Genomic DNA, 19,133 nt, shown 5'->3' with positions numbered 1-19,133 from the left:
CTCGAGCCTACAAAATTATTCTTTAATGTCTTTCAACCGAAGTTGTAAGCTCACATTTCCTTGCCACTCGTTTTCGTCAATGCAATAAGCTGCTTTGAATGGTTTTTCGCCACAAGCAATATCTTGTTTATTTGCCATACTGAAACCAATTCCTGTAAATTGATTTGAATTTCCTTGTTTCACAACAACTCGTAGATGTGTTTTATCTTCACCAACACATTTTCCCCAGCCAGTGTCTTTAAGATTTTGCGTCATAAAAGTTGGCGTCATATTTTCTGGTCCGAAAGGGGCAAATTGTTTTAGAATTCTATAAAATTTTGGAGTGATGTCTTTTAAATCTATCTCTACATCAATCTTTATTTCTGGAATTAATAAATGTGGATCGATGGTTTCTGAAACCACACGTTCAAATTCATTTTTGAAGTTTTCGAAATCCTTTTCAAGCAAAGTCAATCCCGCAGCATACATATGCCCACCAAATTGTTCAATGTGTTCAGAGCAACTTTCCAAAGCATTATAGACATCAAATCCTTTTACGGATCGTGCAGAAGCTGCAAGTTTTTCACCACTTTTTGTAAAAACTAAAGTTGGACGATAATAAGTTTCCGTCAAGCGGGAAGCCACGATACCAATCACACCTTTGTGCCAGTTTTCTTGATAAACTACTGTAGTTTTTCGGTCTTCCTCTTTATTTTGGATTATTTGTTGAAGTGCTTCCTCAGTAATTTGCTTGTCAGCCTCTCTTCGGTCTGTATTAAAGGTTTCAATTTCGGCAGCATACGCTTCGGCTTTTTCAGAATCGGTTTCTGTAAGTAAGGTCACAGCATGATTGCCGTGTTTCATCCTTCCGGCGGCATTGATACGTGGGGCGATAATGAAAACAACGTCCGTAATTGTTAAGGTTTGTTTTTTTATTTGTTTTAGAATTGCTTTAAAACCCGTTCGTGGATTGCTATTGATTACTTTCAATCCGTAATATGCAAGAATTCTATTTTCGCCAGTAATCGGAACAATATCCGCTCCAATCGCAGTGGCTACCAAATCTAAATAAAGCAGCAAATCTTCAATTTGCAAACCTCTCTTTTCGCCCAAAGCTTGAATCAATTTGAAGCCTACGCCGCAGCCACACAATTCCTTAAAAGGATATTCGCAATCTTCACGTTTTGGATCGAGAACCGCAATGGCTTTTGGTATTTCTTTGCCCGGACGGTGGTGATCGCAGATTATGAAATCGATGTTTTTTTCAGAAGCATACGCAACTTTTTCAATTGCTTTTATACCACAATCCAATGCAATTATTAATGAAAAATCGTTGTCTTCAGCAAAATCAATTCCTTTGTATGAAACTCCATAACCTTCATCATATCTATCTGGAATATAAGTTGAAACATTTGGATACTGACTTTTCAAATAGGATGAAAGTAGCGCCACGCTTGTAGTTCCATCTACGTCATAATCACCATAGACTAAAATATTTTCTCCTCTTTCGATAGCTTTTTCGATGCGTTCTACCGCTTTATCCATATCCTTCATCAGAAAAGGATCGTGCAAATCGTCGAGACTTGGACGGAAAAATTTTTCGGCTTCTTCAAAAGTTTCCACACCGCGCTGTATTAAAAGTGAAGCGATAAGCGGTTCAACTTTCAAGGCTTTTGAGAGTGAATTCACTTTTTCAAGTTCGGGTTTTGGTTTTAGGGTCCAGCGCATGTTTTGAGAATTCAATTTATAGTACAATATAATATAATTGTTCTGATTGGACTTATGAATGTTACTGTAAAAGCGACAACGTTTTTTACTGTGATCAATATTTCCCTATTTAAAAATAAGGGTTTTAACCCACTAAAGATCAGTTGTTTATTTTTAATTAATAATAGTAAATGTTTTACTTTAGCCTAAATAAATAGTTTATTTAAAGGAATATTAATTAAAGGAAAAATCATGAAATACACATTTAAAGGCAAATTACAATCTGCAATTTGCGACGAGCACGAATTCGCCATAGCGAACACTACAATACGCTTTTATGGCTTGAATGATGAAAGAAATGCGGCTACTGCTTTTACGGCAGCCCAAAGTAAAGAAGTTTCGCAGGTTTTTGAAGAAACTGAAATCAAAAAAAGAAACAGTGAACTTCTTGCTGAAACAAAGACAGATGCTTCGGGAAATTACGAAGTAACATTTGATGGTAATAAAACTAAGTATGAAGGCGGTTCAGTTGTCATTGTACTTTATTATAATGAAATACCAGATTACGGCCAAAAAGACACCAAAAAACCTAAAAGTTTTAAGCCATTTGAAGTTTTATTAGATATTATTCAGCCGAAATGGCGCCAAATGGACAATGAATTGGTTGCCGGTTGGAACTACACTATCCTTAAAAGAATATGGTGCTATATTTTGAAAAGGCTTGATATTTGGGTAATCTGTGGAACACTCACTAACTGCAAAAGCCAAGCTCCTCTTGCTGGTATTGAAGTAATTGCAATGGATGACGACATTATTACAGATGATCTTTTGGGAAGCAAAGTAACAGATTCCAACGGAAGGTTCTGTATTTACTATCGTTCCATAGACTTCAAAAAAACATTTTTGTCGCCTTTCATTAATGTGGAAACAACACCTTTTCTTGCTTCTGGCAGTGGTCCAGATATCTATTTTAAATATGCCCTTGGCGGAGTACAAATTTTTGCAGAAAGCCATTATGAAGCTCATAAGCCAAGCAGAAGAAACGTGGGTAATTGCTTATGTGTAAATCTTTGCTTAGAAAATGTGGAAGGAGCAAACCCAAGTGTTCCAATTGGCTTTTATAGCATAGGTCAAAGAGATTACCACCCAATTTATGAAATCGATTCAACTACTGGCAGAACCAAGGGAAAATCAGAAACGTCATGGAACGGGAAAGCATTTTTTAGCAATGTTGAACTTAGAGGTTCATTAAACCAAAAAATGAACAGTCAGCCTAGTGAATATAAATTTCAGTATGCGAATGTAAGTGATCCCTCTATAGCGGTAGGCACAATTCCTGAAGCTGCTTGGAATGATGTAACATCAGGTGATATAGCCCGAACTAAAATTGCAGACAGATTAATTGAAGGGTCTGTTTGGAAAAATGATACCTATGTAATTGGAGGAACAGGCAATACAGATATTTTTGGCAGAACCGAAATAAAAGTTGAATTTGATGGTAATTGGATAAAAGTACCACAACAACCTTCTGGAACTATTAATGAAATTAATCTATTAGGCTCATTAATAGTATTGAAAACGGAAAACTTGTACAGCAACACGGAAAATAAAAACACATTAGTTGCTGGAAGTGCACCATCGCTAATTAACAAAAATAAATATTTTGCACTGCGCATGTTTAAGCGAGAAGCTGGTAATGATGCCTCTAAACTTCAATGCGGTTTTTCACTTCCGTTAGCCATTTTTAATACTAGATATGACAATGTTCATAAAGGTGGATCTTGGCTTTCTGAAATTCAGAATCCTTCAGAGTTTGGAATTGCAATGGTAGATTTGGTTGAACTTTCAGGACCAGGAAATGGTTGCAAGAAAATAACTGATGCTATTCATGTAAAATATTCTGCAGGAAATCCAAACCTTGGAAATGTTTCTATAAAATTCACCGGACAAGGAGCTACAAATACTTTTGAAGCTATCAATTATCCTGTATCCGGAGAAGAAGCTTATGGCACGGCGAGTTATCTTGGAGATTTTGGCGACTTAAAGCCTTGTGCATACGAAATTAGATTAGAAGTGGGATTGAATCTTACTAATGGTAGGGACAATCATCACGATATCTGGGATCGTATTTTATTCTGTAGATAAACAGGTTTTGAATATCTAAAAAATGGCTGTGGAAATTTAAAATTTTCTGCAGCCATTTTTCGTGTTTGATAATTTAGTAACTTGTAGAGATAATTTTCCGCAATAACCAATAACTTTTAAGATTATGAAAACACTTTTACTTTTTTTAATAGGAATAGTTTCACTTGTTTCTTTTGGGCAGGATGGGAGTCTGGATACTTCTTTTGGCAATGGTGGTTATGTAATAAAAGATTTGTTTGAGAAAACCAATTATGCGAGCGTTGTGAGGCAACAAGCCGATGGAAAATTAATCTTAGGCGGTCTTTCAGATGTAAATGGTAATGATGAAAGTTCTTTTTTACGATATAATCCAGACGGTAGTTTGGATACTTCATTTGCTAGTGATGGAGTTTTGACGACTGACTTACAATCTAATTTAGCACTAAATTTTCAACAGAACGGTAATCTTATCGTTAGTGGCACATTGTATTCAACATCCAATATGGGTGTAATTCGATATTTTATAGATGGTACCATTGATCCTTCTTTTGCTACAAATGGTGTGCTAACACCCAATTTACCCATAGGGAAATTATCTAAAATTAATGTAATGGATGATGATAGTATCCTTTTAACTGGTTCTTCCTATGATAGCAATACTTTCTCAATAATTTTTCAAAAATATCTTCCAAATGGTACTTTGGATACAAGTTTTGGTACAAATGGTACTCTGGTAAATGAAATTGGATCTACTTCTTTTATTGTTGAAAATGTAAAAACAAATTCAAATAATACGTACATAATAGCTGTGGAGAATTCCGAGACAAATTTCCAAGTCATAATTTCAAAATTTTCGCCCGACTATATTTTAGATCAAGATTTTGGAACAAGTGGTGTTAGTGCCTTTAATTTTGGCCCCACAATATATTTTCCAATAAAAAAAGCAGACTTCGATATTTTTGGTGATGGCAGCATATACATAGCTGGAGGTCATGGAATTTGTCAGGATGTTTACACCTCTTTTCACGCAAAATTAAAACCGAATGGAGAAAAAGACCCAACTTTTGGAGATAATGGTGTTAAAATTTTGGCATCCACCGATTATTTGGCGGAGCAAGTAGTAATTCAGGAGAATAACCGCATCCTAATTTCAGGAACCTATTTCAATTGTTTTGAATGGTTTTTTGTAACTATTTCAAGATATTTTTCAGGTGGCTTTGAAGATCCTTCTTTTAATTTGGAAGATACATACCAAGAAATATCCTTTGATAGTATGCAATTATTGGCAGACGGTAAAATTATAATGGCAGGAACTACACCTTGGTATACTGGAAGTTTTGGTTCCGATTTCGCAATTGTCCGCTATAATAATACAGTACTCGGAGTACCTGAATTTAAAAACCAAAACATAACTGTTTACCCAAACCCTTTCAACGGAATTTTCACAGTTCAAAACAATTTTACTTCAGAAAAAGAAACATACCAAATCACAGATATAACTGGAAAAACTATTGACATAGGTGAATTGGACAGCGAGCAAACCCAGATTGATCTGTCTTCGGCTCAAAGCGGATTGTATTTTCTAAAAACCTCGAACGGTGTGTTTAGATTGTTGAAAAATTAATTTTTTGAAGTTTGTTTGAAATTTGAAGCTTGTAATTTAAAAATTACTAACGGCATTTCGTACTTTCGGATTTCACATAATTTCAAGCAATGCCATTAGTAAAACCCCTTTCTTCCGAACACGACACCGAAACAAAACAATTAGCAGAATTTTTTAATGAAACCCTCGGTTTTTGCCCAAATAGCGTACTAACAATGCAGCATCGTCCTGCAATAAGCACCGCGTTTATTAATTTGAACAAAGCCGTAATGGCAAATGAAGGCCGCGTTACTTCAGCCTTAAAACGGATGATTGCTTGGGTAAGTAGTAATGCAACGGGTTGTCGCTATTGTCAAGCGCACGCTATTCGCGCTGCGGAACGATATGGAGCGGAGCAAGAGCAGTTAGATAATATTTGGGAATACAGAACCCATTCAGCTTTTTCTGAAGCGGAACGCGCAGCTTTGGATTTTTCTTTGGCAGCTAGTCAAGTTCCAAATGCCGTGGATGAAGAAATGAAACAAAAACTACACAAACACTGGAACGAAGGTGAAATTGTGGAAATGCTAGGCGTTATTTCGCTCTTTGGCTATTTAAACCGTTGGAACGATTCTATGGGAACTTCTATTGAAGAAGGCGCTGTGGAAAGTGGTGAGCAATATCTTGGGAAACACGGGTGGAATAAAGGGAAGCATATTTAACTAATCTTTTCCTTTCACAACAACCACAATCTCCCCTTTAGGCGCTTTGTTTTCAAAATGCTTTAAAACTTCTTCCGCAGTACCACGAACGGTTTCTTCGTGAAGCTTTGTAATTTCTCTTGAAACCGAAACCTGTCTTTCTGCACCAAAATATTCCACGAATTGTGCAAGTGTTTTCAGCAGTTTGTGTGGAGATTCATAAAAAATAATGGTTCGGGTTTCTTCGGCTAAAAGTTCTAATCGTGTTTGCCTTCCTTTTTTCACAGGAAGAAAGCCTTCAAAAACAAATTTATCATTCGGAAAGCCACTGTTTACGAGCGCTGGAACAAAAGCTGTAGCGCCAGGAAGACAATCTACTTCAATGCCGGCTTCTACGCAGGCACGCGTAAGTAAAAATCCAGGGTCGCTTATGGCTGGCGTTCCGGCGTCGCTTATTAAAGCAATGTTTTCGCCACTTTGGATTCGTTTTACAATGCCTTCTACCGTTTTATGTTCGTTGTGCATATGGTGAGAGTACATTTGGGTGCCAATTTCAAAATGTTTTAGCAGTTTTCCACTGTTTCGAGTGTCTTCAGCTAATATTAAATCTACTTCTTTCAACACTTCAACAGCGCGAAAGGTCATGTCTTTTAAATTGCCAATTGGTGTTGGTACTAGATAAAGTTTTCCCATAGTTTAGGGTCGAACGGTTTTTCCGAAGAAATATGAAACCAATAGCAAAACAATTCCAACTAAAGGAAGCGTCATTCCAGGATCACTGATGTGGTAATGTGCAAAACACGCCAAAACCATATCAAAAAATAGCCCTGCATAAGCCCATTCCATCACCCATTTTGGTTTTCTTAAAAGAATAAAGACGATAGCTAAGATCTTTGCCAAAGCCATTGGAATCACCAAATATGTTGGATATTGAAAGTCTTGATAATATCCTTCAATTACCGCCGTATCTGTTAGATAATTAAAAGCAGAATACAGAAATAGGGCGCTGAGTAGCCCAGTGGCTATCCAGTAGATGGTTTTTTGAGGGTTCATAGAATGTGAATTTTAATTAAATCGTTTTTCAATTATATTCATAAATCGGTCTGAATATTCTTCTTTGTTTAGCCAATAATTATAATCGGGTTTTACTTGTCCTTTTATAAAACTTTGCGCTTCTTCATAATTTGGCATCGTATTTATTTGCGAAAGTACACGGGTGTAGTCTTCGGCTTGTCCTTCAAAAAGATGTTTTATGAAGGCCAAACGGTCGTTTAGACCAATATTCAGGCCTTTGTTGACAGTGTCATTCAAAGATTTTGCACGAGATTCCGTTATTGTTTTAGTAGTTTCTTTTTCTTCAACCGATCTAGGAAAAATTTCCATTTGCTTCTTTTCAAATTCAGGCATTTGCTGATAGTTTGCTGCAAATTCTTCCAAATCATTTTTCACATATTTTGAAGCAGATTTTTCTTTCACTTCGCTGGTTTCAGGTCTTGGATTATTGGGAAGCATTTCATCCAGCAGTTCGTCAATGCGATTGCTCTCTTCTGGCATTTGTGCCACAATATCCTTTATTTTTTCCATTAAAGGCTCAATAAGATCTTCTTTGTGGTCTGGTTGTGGAACGGGTTCTGGCTCTGTAAACCAGTTTTCTTCACGGAAACTTTTAGAATCCAAAGAAGCAACATTTGAATCATTGGCGGAATCTTCAATTTGATTTTCAAGATATTCAAGCACGGTTAATTTGTTGTAAAGCTCACCTACCAATCCCTTTATGGAAGCGGTTTTAAAGGTTTTTTCTTCTGCTATCAATTGCTTTGCAAGCAAGGTTAACTGCTCGCGGAGTTTCTTCTTCATATCTTTTTAAATTAAACGGATTTTCTATTTTGTTTTTATAAATTTACGCATCCTAGATGTAAACGTCAACTATTTTCGGTTTCTTGTTAAAATATACAAGCAATCTTGCAGTTAGAGATTCATTTAGAAACAGCAATATTGAAATGTTTGCGTAAAATTAAACTATGTTTCTTGAAAATACCGTAAATCAGAAAGAACAATTTGGCTGGATTGAAGTAATCAGCGGTTCTATGTTTTCAGGAAAGTCTGAAGAGCTAATCCGAAGACTAAAACGCGCCAAATTTGCCCGTCAAAAAGTAGAAATTTTCACACCTTCAATAGATACGCGTTATGCTGAAGACGCAGTAACCAGTCACGATAGCAATCAAATTCGTTCCACACCGGTTCCGGCTGCGGCAAACATTCCAATTTTGGCAGATAACTGTGATGTTGTTGGCATAGACGAGGCACAATTTTTTGATGACGAAATCGTAAAAGTATGTAATGATTTGGCCAATCGTGGCGTTCGGGTTATTGTTGCAGGACTGGATATGGATTATAAAGGAAACCCTTTTGGCCCGATGCCTGCATTAATGGCAACTGCTGAATATGTTACAAAAGTTCACGCAATCTGCACCCGCACTGGCAATCTAGCTCATTACAGCTATAGAAAAGCCAAAAGTGAAGCGCTAGTTTTACTTGGTGAAACCGAAGAATATGAACCCTTGAGCCGCGCAGCATTTTTTAAAGCACATCTTCGTGACAAAGTGGTTAAGCTTGAAGTAAAGGAAGCTGAAGAAATCAATAATGAAAAGGCTGCCGAAAAAACTGGAAAACAAGCATAGTATGCCAAAAGCCACTGAAACTTTATTGGAGATTAACCTTAACGCGTTAGACAATAATTACCAATACATTACTTCAAAATTAAAAAAGGAAACTAAAGTCCTGGCCGTTGTAAAGGCTTATGGCTACGGAAGTGATTCGGTAGCTGTGGCGAGGGAGCTTGTAGATTTAGGGATAGATTATTTCGCGGTTGCTTATACCGGCGAAGGCGAAACTTTGCGAAATGCTTCCATTGAAACGCCTATTTTAGTGCTTCATCCGCTTCCAGTAAATTTTGATGCCATTGTGGATCGTTGCTTAGAACCGAGCATCTATTCTCGGAAAATGTTGGAAGAATTTATTACTTATACTGAAAAAAAACAGCAAAATAATTATCCAATTCACCTAAAATTCAACACGGGATTGAATCGTTTGGGTTTTGATGAAAGTGATATTTCATTTATTGCTGAAACCCTTTCAAAAACCAAAAGCGTAAAAGTGAAATCGGCTTTTTCACATCTTGCTGCGAGTGAAGATTTAAAGTTGAAGGAATTTACGCTTGGACAGATTAAGGCCTTTCGAAAAATTTCAGAAGAACTTTCCGCCAAAATAGGTTATAAACCATTGCTTCATTGCGCAAACACTTCAGGAATCATCAATTATCCAGAAGCACATTTTGATATGGTGCGCACAGGAATTGGACTTTATGGCTTCGGAAATGATCCAGAAGTAAATAAACATTTAAAACCCATTAGCACTTTAAAAACGGTTATTTCACAAATTCACACAATTCAAAAAGATGAAAGCGTTGGTTACAACCGGGGTTTTATTGCTGAAAAAACCACTCTTTCTGCCACGCTTCCCATTGGTCACGCAGACGGAATTCCGCGTTCTTACGGAAAAGGCAAAGGTTGGGTGACAATTAATGGTAAAAAAGCCCATATTTTAGGAAACGTCTGTATGGATATGATAATGGTTGATGTTACGGAAATAAATTGCGAAGAAGGTGATGAGGCAATCGTTTTTGGTCCCGCAGCAATGGCAGATGAATTAGCGGCGGCTATAAATTCTATTTCGTATGAATTAATTACCGCTATTTCACAACGAGTAAAACGAGTGGTTTGCCGTAAATAAAACGGCTATTGCATGTTTTCTTTTATAATATGATACAATTTTTATTAAATTAGCAGATTAACCACTAAAACCAATCGATATGTTAAAAGAATTTAAAAACTTTATTATGACCGGCAATGTGATAGACCTTGCCATAGCCGTTATTTTGGCAGGCGCCGTAGGCCTTGTTGTTAATGGCTTCGTTACCGACGTTATGATGCCAATAATTGGTCATTTTTCAGGAGGTGTAGATTTCGCAGACTTGAAAGTTGTACTAGATCCTGCAGTTGTTGGGGCAGATGGTACTGTTGCAACGCCAGAAAACGCTGTTATGTATGGTAAATGGATAAATACGATTATCAACTTAATAATTGTAGGCTTTGTTCTATTCATAATTGTTAAAGCTTACAACAAAACCAAAAAGAAACAAGTTGAAGCAGCTCCAGCACCACCAGCAGGACCAACTCAAGAAGAATTGCTTATCGAGATTAGAGACGAGCTTAGAAAAAAATAATTTTCAGTCACCGCTATATCACATATTCTAACCTTAAACCCTCTTCTGTTTCAAGCGGAAGAGGGTTCTTTTTTACTTCTATTTATAAGGAAACTTATTAATTAAAATTTGATGAGAAATGATTTGAGAATTTTAGGATTTGCATTCTTGCTGTTTACCTTTTCATTTTCGTACGCACGTGATAAAATAGTTGTTATTGATGTAAGCCACGGTGGAAAAGACAATGGCTATGAAAGTGATGGCCATAAAGAAAAAGATATTGCTTTTGAAATTGCGCTAAAAATCGTTGCCTTGAATAAGCTAGATAATGTGAAAATCATTTTGACTCGTGAAGGAGACTATTTTGTTTCCTTAAAGGATCGTCTGGAATTTATAAATGCTTTAAATCCTGATTATGTGCTTTCACTTCACATAAATTCCAACGATGATACTGAAGTTAGTGGTTTCGACTTTTTTGTAAGCACTCAGATCAACAACTTAAGTGAAAAGTCCAATCGTCTTGCCCAAAGCATTGAAAGTTCCATCCCTAAGGAATTCTCAAGCAACGGAATCAAAAACGCAAATTTTTCTATTTTGAAAAATGTAGAAGCACCAATCACACTCATTGAAATGGGCTATTTAAGTAATCCTAAAGATAAATTACTGTTGACTTCTGCAGAGAGTCAAGATAAAATTGCACAAGCCATTTACAATGCAATAAAATAGTCTGCTGCTATAACTGAAAGATTTCCGCAACATCTCAATGCTATCTCATAGCCGTTCAAAGCAATTTGCTCAAGACAGTTTTTTAAATATTTACTAAAGAACTATACTTTTGCCATAAACACTTTGTGCCCTTTGCGAAAAACTTTGCGACCTTTGCGGTTAAATACACGAATCTCAAAATAACAAATCCAGAATATGAAATTAGCTCTAGTTGGTGCCACAGGAATGGTTGGCGAAGTAATGTTGAAAGTATTGGCAGAACGCAATTTCCCAATTGACGAATTACTTTTGGTAGCTTCCGAAAGATCAGTAGGAAAGGAAATGACCTTTAAAGACAAAACATACAAAGTAATTGGTTTAGAAGAAGCCGTTGCCGCAAAACCGAATATCGCCCTATTTTCTGCTGGCGGAAGCACCTCCTTGGAATGGGCTCCAAAATTTGCTGAAGCTGGAACTACGGTAATTGACAATTCATCCGCATGGCGAATGGATCACGATAAAAAGCTCATCGTTCCAGAAATTAACGCAAATTTATTGACCAAAAGCGATAAAATAATTGCAAATCCAAATTGTTCAACTATACAGTTGGTAATGGCTTTAGCGCCACTTCACAAAAAATATAAAATGAAACGCGTTGTAGTTTCTACCTATCAATCGGTTTCTGGTACTGGTTTAAAGGCTGTAAAGCAGATGGAAAATGAGATGGCAGGCATAAAAGGTGAAATGGCCTATCCATACCCAATTCACAGAAATGCATTACCGCATTGCGACTCTTTTGAAGAGAATGGCTACACCAAGGAAGAAATGAAACTTGCGCGTGAACCTCAAAAAATATTGGACGACCGAACGTTTTCAATTACTGCAACCGCAGTCCGTATTCCAACAGCTGGCGGCCATAGTGAAGCAGTAAATGTACAGTTTGAACATGATTTTATCCTTGGCGATATTCGTAAAATGTTGCACGAAACTCCTGGTGTTACGGTACAGGATAATACAGACACAAATACCTATCCAATGCCACTTTATGCTCACGATAAAGATGAGGTTTTTGTTGGTCGCATCCGTCGTGATGAAACGCAGCCAAACACACTCAATATGTGGATTGTAAGTGATAACCTTCGTAAAGGCGCTGCTACTAATGCCGTTCAAATTGCGGAGTATTTGGTGGCTAATTCTCTGGTTTAGTTTTTTTTTTATAACCTAAGACCTTCTTCTTTTAAAATACCAAACTGCAATTCCACCCAAAGGAATAATTGCAAGCAGTAAGAAAACCCAAAGCCAATCAGTGCTTTCTTGTGGCGCATCCGTAGTGCCATAATACACAAAAGCGCCCCAATAATATGGAGATTTTCGAGCGTTATCAATGGTTGCATCTTGAAGATAATTCAAACTTGCTTGATGGAGTGAAAGATTTCGAGATTGGATGTTTTTCAAATTTTGATAGTAATAATCCATCAATTGCGCCGTGCTTTTATCGTTTACTTGCCATAGTGAAAAAAGCACGTTTGGAGCTCCTGCATATCGGAATCCGCGAGCTAAACTCAATGCTCCTTCACCTTTTACCACTTTTCCAACACCTGTATCACAAGCGCTTAAAACAACTAACTGACTGGAAAATTGAAGTCCGTAAAGTTCTTCCAAAGAAAAATTACGATCGTAAAACTGAATGCTCGGTTCACTGTTGAAAGTACCCCCGATTGCGTGGGTAGATAGATGTAAAATTGAATGTGAAGAAGCGTTTTCAATAAAATTAGAGGCTGAAGCTTTTGATTCCATCAATAAATCTGTTGGAAAAAGTTTGGCAATTACTTCTGCTTCAAAAACGGAATAACCCAATTCCTGCGGCGTATTCTTAAATACAGGAAACAGGCCTAAGACTGATTGTTTTTCTTTAAATGAACCCGTATTTTTTAAGTATTCTGAAAAAGAAACCGAGTAAGAAATAGCACTTTCAAAAACCAGAAAAGGCATTTCATTGTATTGAAAAGTTTGTTTTTTTGATGTCAATAAAGTTTGAAATGGTACAAAAGATAAAATTCCGTCAGGAATGATTATCAGGTTTTGAGCCTTTGGCAATTGCAGTTCTTTGTAAAGTTTTAAAGAAACTTCAGCAAAAAATGGAATGTCGTTATTGATAGTGGTTGGACTGTTAAAAAAATGATTATATGAACGAATAGCTTCCGTAAACTGTTCCTTTTCATCTTTAGAATTAACAATTTTTTTGAAAAGTGTTTTTTCTTCTGAAATAATAAATTGATAAACCGTTTCGGACCCAATAAAATAACTCACCAAAGTCTGATTTAAAGTTGTCGCTTTCTTTTTAATTTCATCTAAACAAAACACGGTTTTTGTTTGTGAAACAGAAGCTATTTCGGACTGAATGCTGTCATATAATATTCTTTGCTTTGTAAGTACAAAACTGTATTCTTTTTGCAAAGTTGCAAGTTTAGAATAGTCAAGATTTTTGTTTTGAACTTGTTTTTGAATTTCTTCTCCCAAAGTTCCCAATTCCTTCTGAAGTTGTTGAAATTGGGAAGATTTTTCATTAAGTTTCCCTTTTAAAAAATTTGCATCGGCTACAATTCGACCTTTTATTTTACTATCAAGTTTTATAGCTTTTTCAATCCATTCCACATTTTTGGTGGATATGTATTGTTGGTAAAAAAGCTCCATCATTAGCTCGCTTCTATGTTTTACGTTTTGCTGCGCTATCAATTTGCTATCTTGAATATATAATTGCGCAAACAGAAAATCATTTACTTCAGTAGCTAAATCAAAAGCTTCCAAGGCGTCTTCAGGTTTTCCTTGTTTTGAAAGTACATTTCCGTGTAAATCTAAAACGTCCATCAAAGTGGTTTCAGCGTATAATTGTTCTTTTTTTGGTAGGGATTGTTCCATTTTATAGGAAAGAATTAGTTGTGCATAAACCTTTTGAATTTCAGAAAAAGAGTTGGAAAGTTGATTCGCTGCGAGATAAGTTTCCGCCAAAGACAAGTGCAATTTTGCAGTTTCCCTAGCTTTGGTTTTTGGATCGTTTTGAAGAAGTTTTAAAGCATTTTTGAGGTTGGAACTAGCGTTATCATATTCTTTTTCAGAAAGATTTACTTGTGCCAAAAGCTGAAGCGCTTGAACATTTTGCGAATTTGTACTCAAAATACTCTTCAAAAGAATTTTGGTTTCTTTCGTATCATTTAAAGCGAAATAAGCACTGGCCAGATTAAGTTTTAAATCCAGATTTGAAGGATTTTGATTCAAAGTTTGAACCAGAATATTCTTCGCTTTTTCAAATTCCCCGCGATTGTGATAGAGGACGGAAAGATTTATAATTCCGCTTGTTTCTTGCTTGCTTTGACCAGTTTCCTTGGCGTAGAGAATGTAATGTTTTATGATGGTTTCTGCTTCGGAAAGCGCTTGACTTTTTATATAAAGATTTCCAAGCGGCTTGAGACAATATTCAATAATATCATAATTGCTTAAGCCTTCAGAAAAATATAGTTGCTTTGCTTTTTCGTAAACATCTATGGCTTTTTGAAGTGAACCGTTTTGGGCTTCCACATAACCAATATTGCAATAAGCAATTGTTTTTGCTAATTGAATTTCACTGTCCGTTGCAGAAGTATTTTCAATTGAATTCTGAAGTTTTGAAAGGTTTTCAGGATTTGGTTGCTCTAAAAACGCATCTAAATTTGAGTAAATAATATCAACTGGCTGTTGTTGCGCAACGATTATTCCTAAGTAAAATAGGAAGAAAAAGCTAAGTATATATCGTTTTAGAACTTCCAAATTGCATAGGCTTGAAGTTGTGAAGTGGGTTCATTAAAGTTGAACACATAACGAACGCCCACACTAGGGCCAATACGCACGGCACCTACATTTACACCTATAAAGACACCACTATTAAAATTTGCAAAATTATCTGTACATTCAGTTGTTTGGAATGTATCATTGCTCTCATCCCTAATTACGCCCTCACCAGGAATATTTAAATACGCTTCCCCTTCAGTTTCTGTCGCAATTTTACTTTGAAAATCTAGCTTCAACTGAACTCCCGCGCCAATGGCTAAAAAATTATTCAAGTTGTAGCGATAGGAAATAGGCACCAGATAAGCAGTGATATTATTTTCTTTATTTTTTTCTGACAAGCGCTGTATGTTTTCAATTCCAACGTCATTTAAATCACTTGTTTCAAACTTTTTCAATTCTTCAAAAGAAGCAGCAGAAACGTAGAATTCAGTCTGAAAATAGCCGCGATACGTTTTGAAAGGTGAAACGGTAATTCCAGCAAAAACCTCTCGACTTTTATCTTTTGAAGGTGTGTAAATATAGCCAGCTTTTGCGCCTATTGAAATCCCAGTCATAAAGCGAGTGGTGCTATAATTCGTAATAATTGGTTCATTTTTATCAAAATAAATTGCGGTTCTACTTCGCGTATTCTTTTTGTGAAAATCATCGCCAAATTTCATAGCATATTTTACAAAACCTTTGGTAGAATCACGTTCTATTACATTTTTTTGTGCGGTTCCGGGCAAATATATTTTCTTGAAAGTGAAAATGATTTTGTCTTTTTTAATAATGGTATCTAAACAAGAATAGTTTACCTCTCGCTCCTTCGGGCAGATAGGACATTCGGGATACATTTCCATCACTTCTAAAGTGCTTTTGTCAAACATTTCTGGCGTGTCAACCTCTAAGCGTATTGTGTTTGCCGGTCCTTCACCATTGTTTTGAAATTTCACTTTAAATTTCACCTTTTTGAAGCGAACCAAACGGTAGTTTAAAATAGTTCCGTTGGACGACATTTTATTGGGGTCGTGAGAGGTTACAATTTCAAGCTCGGTGTCCTTTACTGTGTGGTTTCCGTAGTTTTTATCTGGTACATAAATGGTTCTTAAAGTTACCAAAGCGCTGGTGTCCTTCAACATTTCGGGAGTGGTTTTTAAGGTTCTGAAAATATGACGTTCCTCGCCTGGCTGCATATTTTCAAATTCTATAAGTTGATGATTTCTATACATTCCTTTAGATTCTTCTAGGGTAACAGGAAGGACTAAGCGTTTTGTAGAGTCTTGGCTAATTTTTTTATTCAATAAAGGATTGGTTTGTGTTCCAGCAACGAAAGAATTGGAATGGTCCGGTTCAAATTCTGTCGCGAACATTGGATCAGCTGGAGCAATGGTTTCGCCATTGTGAAGCCGCGTATCTTCAAGTATAAAATTGTTGTCTTTAAACTTTTTATCGTTGTAAAAAAGGTATAAACTTCCGCTTGTAACGTAATCTTTGGTGTTTTTATAGCTGGTTATCAGCACCATTTCTTCATCTGGAAGCGGATCTCGGTTTGTTCTTATTATTAAATGTTCGTTTTCAATAAAAAGCGAGGGATTGTTTTCTTCTGAAGTATCAATGGAAGCACTGGAACCATCGATCCCAACGGAAGTTATTTTAACTTTTTCGGGTCTACTTGTAGGTGGTTTTCCATTGTCGTAATTATTGGTGCTCCAGAGCCTGGCGGTATATTCTCCATTATTTTTATACTTATGTTTTGGTTTTTCTTGGGTGCTGAAATTTCCATCTCCAAATTCCCAATGATAGGTATAAAATGCTTTTGGCGCACCCGCTATTTGGTTTAAGGGCGGCATTTCTGGTCTAAAATCCACCTTGTTCCCCATAACGTCATAAAAAATTGGTGCCGTTCGCGTAAGTGTATCTTTCATTGGAGTTTGCCCAACTATGTTCGCAGAGAACACGAAAATGAAAAACATAAAGAAAGTGCGTAAAAACTTCGCCATAGGTTATAGGTTGTTAATGTAGTCTATCAAGTTATCTTCAGAGCCCTTTTGAAGGTTTCGGGTTATGGTTATTTTGCCGTTTTCAGTAATTATGGGAATAGATTCAAAAGCAAATTCATTTTCAGGTTTACTTACGAATATTACGTTTGCAGGTGTGTTTTTGGGAATTTCATTATATTTTTCGCTGAAAACATCGTTAGCAGCATCAAATTCTGAAAACATTCCGACGGCAACGCTTTCAGAATCATACTTTAAAAAAACGTTACTGTTTGCGAGGGAATATGGTGAAAGTGCTTTGTTGTACAAAACACCGCGAGGCTCTGGATTAAGGTTGTATCGCGCAAAACTTAACCAGCCGAATTGAGAAATATCAGTAACAAAAGTACGGTAGCCTGCTATAGAAATTCCGTTGGGACCTTGATAAGGTTCCTCAAAAACGAAAGATTGCGCATTAATTTCCCATAGCACTTGGCATTCAAATTCTGGACATGATGGAGAATTAAAGACCGATAATTCCAAATTTCGATTTTTAGAAGGAACAAAAATTTCTAACTCATTTTTCAATAATATTGGGTTACCATTATATTCAGCTTTTATATAAAGGATGCTTTCACTGAGTAGTGGTTCTACTTTTTGGATATCATTAAGCCCATTTGTGGAAAGTTGGCAGGCAATAATTTCGCCCGGGCGATACATTTCTAGTATTGACAATGTAATGTCGCCATCTATAAATGTGCCATCTAATTGCGTGAACGCTCCTTGGCGAATAAAAAGTATTGTGTTTTGTGCAGCTCTAACTTCGCCTCCAGTGATGTTACTTACTTGAAACGTTTGCACTTTTGGAAGCCTACAATCCTGCGCACTTTGCCTATATATCGTACCATCGATTGGATCTAGTTGATTTGGATTTTGAATAGCTCCAACAGTACAATCCTCAGAATCTGAGCTACAGCCAAATGTTATTATTAAAATGCTGAAACAAAAAAGTGTGATTAGATATTTCATTTGAAAAAAATTTGATGAATTGGAAGAAAGAATTATTCTAATTACTCATCTTCAGTTGGTTTCTAAAATTTTATTGGTAATTAATCTCATTAGATAACACAAGATACGACTTTTAAATATCTGCAAAACTTCTAAGTTTTAAAACCTCATATAAAACATTGCCTTTATATAAAAAAGACCACTTTTTACAGTGGCCTCTTTTTGGCTATCAAATAAACAAAAAATCAACACACCAACTTACTAAGGTAAGGCATTGATAGCCGCAACAAGATTTTCATAAGTATCAACTTGAGTGTCTTGCATAGTAAAAGTATAAATCTGATTTGCTGAAATGGTTACAGCTTGTATTGCATAACGCCAATCATCTCCTTCTGCAGTTGCAAAAATAATATGGGCTTCCAGTCCAATTGGAATTTGGCCGTAGTGTTCAGAGAAAACTTTGGTTTCACTAATATAAGCGTCCAATTGGGCTAAGGCATTTGGCTCACCGTCATAGGATAGATAAACTGCGCTGTTTTCAAAATCAAAACCTTCCGGAACCTTCACTTTCATGGTGGTTTTTGGTCTAGGATCGCTGTAGAATCTATCAATATTGGTCCAACCAAATTCATTTCCGAATACGAAATAATTTGCGCCTTGCGCGAATAATTCCATATTTTCATTTTCTTCCCAAGTAAGGTTTCCGTTTTCGTCTATAACTCCCGTCCACATTATCATTTCTGAATCTTCGCCGCCAGTGTTGTCAAAAGGTACAAGCAAATGAAACCCGCAACTAGATTCGAGAAGCGTGTTATTTTGTCTTACATCAATAAAAAATTCACCACCAGTAATTAATAGTGCTTTGTCTCCGCTGGGCATCAATCCCATAGTTGGTTTATTGGTTGCCATCATATCATTTTTTGCGTATAGATCTATAAAAGTAAGTTCCACGGCTCCAGTAACAGGATTTCCATTATTCGTTAAGCAACCAGCCGGAATATTTATTTGTGCTCCGTCGTTTGATGTAAAAGTAACACCGTCTTCAGCATTAAAAGTTGCTGTCTCTGTGTGCTGCGCTAAAGCTAAATCTCTGAGGTTTTTAAATTGAGCAACAGTTGGTGCCACAAAAATATTTTCAATTGGATCTACTTCTTCTTTGCTACAACTTATACTTGCTAATGCTACTAAGCATGCTACTATAAGTGTTGAGAAAGAAAATTTCATTTGTTTGTGACTCGCTTTTTTCATGATTTCTAAAATTTTAAGATTATACCCATATATCA

General features: G+C 36.3%; 16 protein-coding genes. 8 read left to right on the top strand and 8 right to left on the bottom strand.

Annotation, left to right across the window (positions count from 1 at the left end; translation table 11 throughout):
- Nucleotides 1-15: 15 nt before the first annotated feature.
- Nucleotides 16-1,707 carry a single-stranded-DNA-specific exonuclease RecJ gene (gene recJ, locus AEQSU_RS05240; RefSeq protein WP_014781816.1) on the bottom strand — a complete coding sequence of 564 codons (1,692 nt, stop codon included), beginning with the start codon at nt 1,705-1,707 and terminating at the stop codon, nt 16-18.
- A 231-nt stretch (nt 1,708-1,938) separates the two neighbouring features.
- Here recJ and AEQSU_RS05235 point away from each other — a divergent pair, with 231 nt between their 5' ends.
- The 3 genes from AEQSU_RS05235 (at nt 1,939) to AEQSU_RS05225 (ending at nt 6,114) form a co-directional block, all read left to right on the top strand.
- A complete protein-coding gene (locus AEQSU_RS05235; protein ID WP_014781815.1) occupies nt 1,939-3,831 on the top strand; it encodes a transthyretin-like family in 1,893 nt (630 codons plus the stop codon).
- 124 nt (nt 3,832-3,955) lie between these two features.
- Nucleotides 3,956-5,434, top strand: coding sequence for a T9SS type A sorting domain-containing protein (locus tag AEQSU_RS05230; RefSeq protein ID WP_014781814.1), 1,479 nt, complete (start codon nt 3,956-3,958; stop codon nt 5,432-5,434).
- 89 nt (nt 5,435-5,523) lie between these two features.
- The gene (locus AEQSU_RS05225; protein ID WP_014781813.1) at nt 5,524-6,114 is read left to right on the top strand and encodes a carboxymuconolactone decarboxylase family protein; all 591 of its coding nucleotides are present in this window, start codon (nt 5,524-5,526) and stop codon (nt 6,112-6,114) included.
- On the opposite strand, the gene rsmI is transcribed toward AEQSU_RS05225, so the two are convergent.
- From rsmI to AEQSU_RS16110, 3 genes are read right to left on the bottom strand one after another with little or no spacing between them, the layout of a single operon-like run.
- Nucleotides 6,115-6,786 carry a 16S rRNA (cytidine(1402)-2'-O)-methyltransferase gene (gene rsmI / locus AEQSU_RS05220; protein ID WP_014781812.1) on the bottom strand — a complete coding sequence of 224 codons (672 nt, stop codon included), beginning with the start codon at nt 6,784-6,786 and terminating at the stop codon, nt 6,115-6,117.
- Between the two features lie 3 nt (nt 6,787-6,789).
- The gene (locus tag AEQSU_RS05215) at nt 6,790-7,146 is read right to left on the bottom strand and encodes a DoxX family protein (RefSeq protein WP_014781811.1); all 357 of its coding nucleotides are present in this window, start codon (nt 7,144-7,146) and stop codon (nt 6,790-6,792) included.
- A 12-nt stretch (nt 7,147-7,158) separates the two neighbouring features.
- On the bottom strand, nt 7,159-7,950 hold the full coding sequence (locus tag AEQSU_RS16110) for a hypothetical protein (protein ID WP_014781810.1): 792 nt from the start codon (nt 7,948-7,950) through the stop codon (nt 7,159-7,161).
- Between the two features lie 164 nt (nt 7,951-8,114).
- On the opposite strand from AEQSU_RS16110, the gene AEQSU_RS05205 reads away from it, so the two are divergent.
- The 5 genes from AEQSU_RS05205 to AEQSU_RS05185 all read left to right on the top strand — a co-directional run bounded on the left by AEQSU_RS05205 (nt 8,115) and on the right by AEQSU_RS05185 (nt 12,268).
- Nucleotides 8,115-8,774 (top strand): thymidine kinase, encoded by a 660-nt coding sequence (locus AEQSU_RS05205; protein WP_014781809.1) that lies wholly within the window; start codon nt 8,115-8,117, stop codon nt 8,772-8,774.
- A 1-nt stretch (nt 8,775) separates the two neighbouring features.
- Entirely contained in the window at nt 8,776-9,885 is a 1,110-nt protein-coding gene (alr, locus tag AEQSU_RS05200) for an alanine racemase (protein ID WP_014781808.1), read from the top strand.
- 79 nt (nt 9,886-9,964) lie between these two features.
- A complete protein-coding gene (mscL, locus tag AEQSU_RS05195) occupies nt 9,965-10,378 on the top strand; it encodes a large conductance mechanosensitive channel protein MscL (RefSeq protein WP_014781807.1) in 414 nt (137 codons plus the stop codon).
- 111 nt (nt 10,379-10,489) lie between these two features.
- Nucleotides 10,490-11,083, top strand: a complete 594-nt coding sequence (locus tag AEQSU_RS05190) for an N-acetylmuramoyl-L-alanine amidase family protein (protein ID WP_014781806.1) — start codon at nt 10,490-10,492, stop codon at nt 11,081-11,083.
- Nucleotides 11,084-11,278: 195 nt separating this feature from the next.
- Nucleotides 11,279-12,268, top strand: coding sequence for an aspartate-semialdehyde dehydrogenase (locus tag AEQSU_RS05185; RefSeq protein ID WP_014781805.1), 990 nt, complete (start codon nt 11,279-11,281; stop codon nt 12,266-12,268).
- Nucleotides 12,269-12,283: 15 nt separating this feature from the next.
- Here AEQSU_RS05185 and AEQSU_RS05180 read toward each other — a convergent pair whose 3' ends face one another.
- The 4 genes from AEQSU_RS05180 to AEQSU_RS05165 all read right to left on the bottom strand — a co-directional run bounded on the left by AEQSU_RS05180 (nt 12,284) and on the right by AEQSU_RS05165 (nt 19,074).
- Nucleotides 12,284-14,866 (bottom strand): CHAT domain-containing protein, encoded by a 2,583-nt coding sequence (locus AEQSU_RS05180; RefSeq protein WP_014781804.1) that lies wholly within the window; start codon nt 14,864-14,866, stop codon nt 12,284-12,286.
- Nucleotides 14,854-16,839 (bottom strand): DUF7849 domain-containing protein, encoded by a 1,986-nt coding sequence (locus AEQSU_RS05175; protein WP_042491667.1) that lies wholly within the window; start codon nt 16,837-16,839, stop codon nt 14,854-14,856. The genes AEQSU_RS05180 and AEQSU_RS05175 overlap by 13 nt, the downstream gene beginning before the upstream one ends.
- 30 nt (nt 16,840-16,869) lie before the next feature.
- A complete protein-coding gene (locus tag AEQSU_RS05170; RefSeq protein ID WP_014781802.1) occupies nt 16,870-17,871 on the bottom strand; it encodes a hypothetical protein in 1,002 nt (333 codons plus the stop codon).
- Nucleotides 17,872-18,111: 240 nt separating this feature from the next.
- Entirely contained in the window at nt 18,112-19,074 is a 963-nt protein-coding gene (locus AEQSU_RS05165; RefSeq protein ID WP_157429253.1) for a hypothetical protein, read from the bottom strand.
- Nucleotides 19,075-19,133: the final 59 nt, after the last annotated feature.

Origin of the sequence: Aequorivita sublithincola DSM 14238 (assembly GCF_000265385.1) — a bacterium.
Classification (GTDB): domain Bacteria; phylum Bacteroidota; class Bacteroidia; order Flavobacteriales; family Flavobacteriaceae; genus Aequorivita; species Aequorivita sublithincola.
Note: the sequence above shows the minus strand (reverse complement) of the source record. Positions and strands in the feature narration are given on the sequence as shown.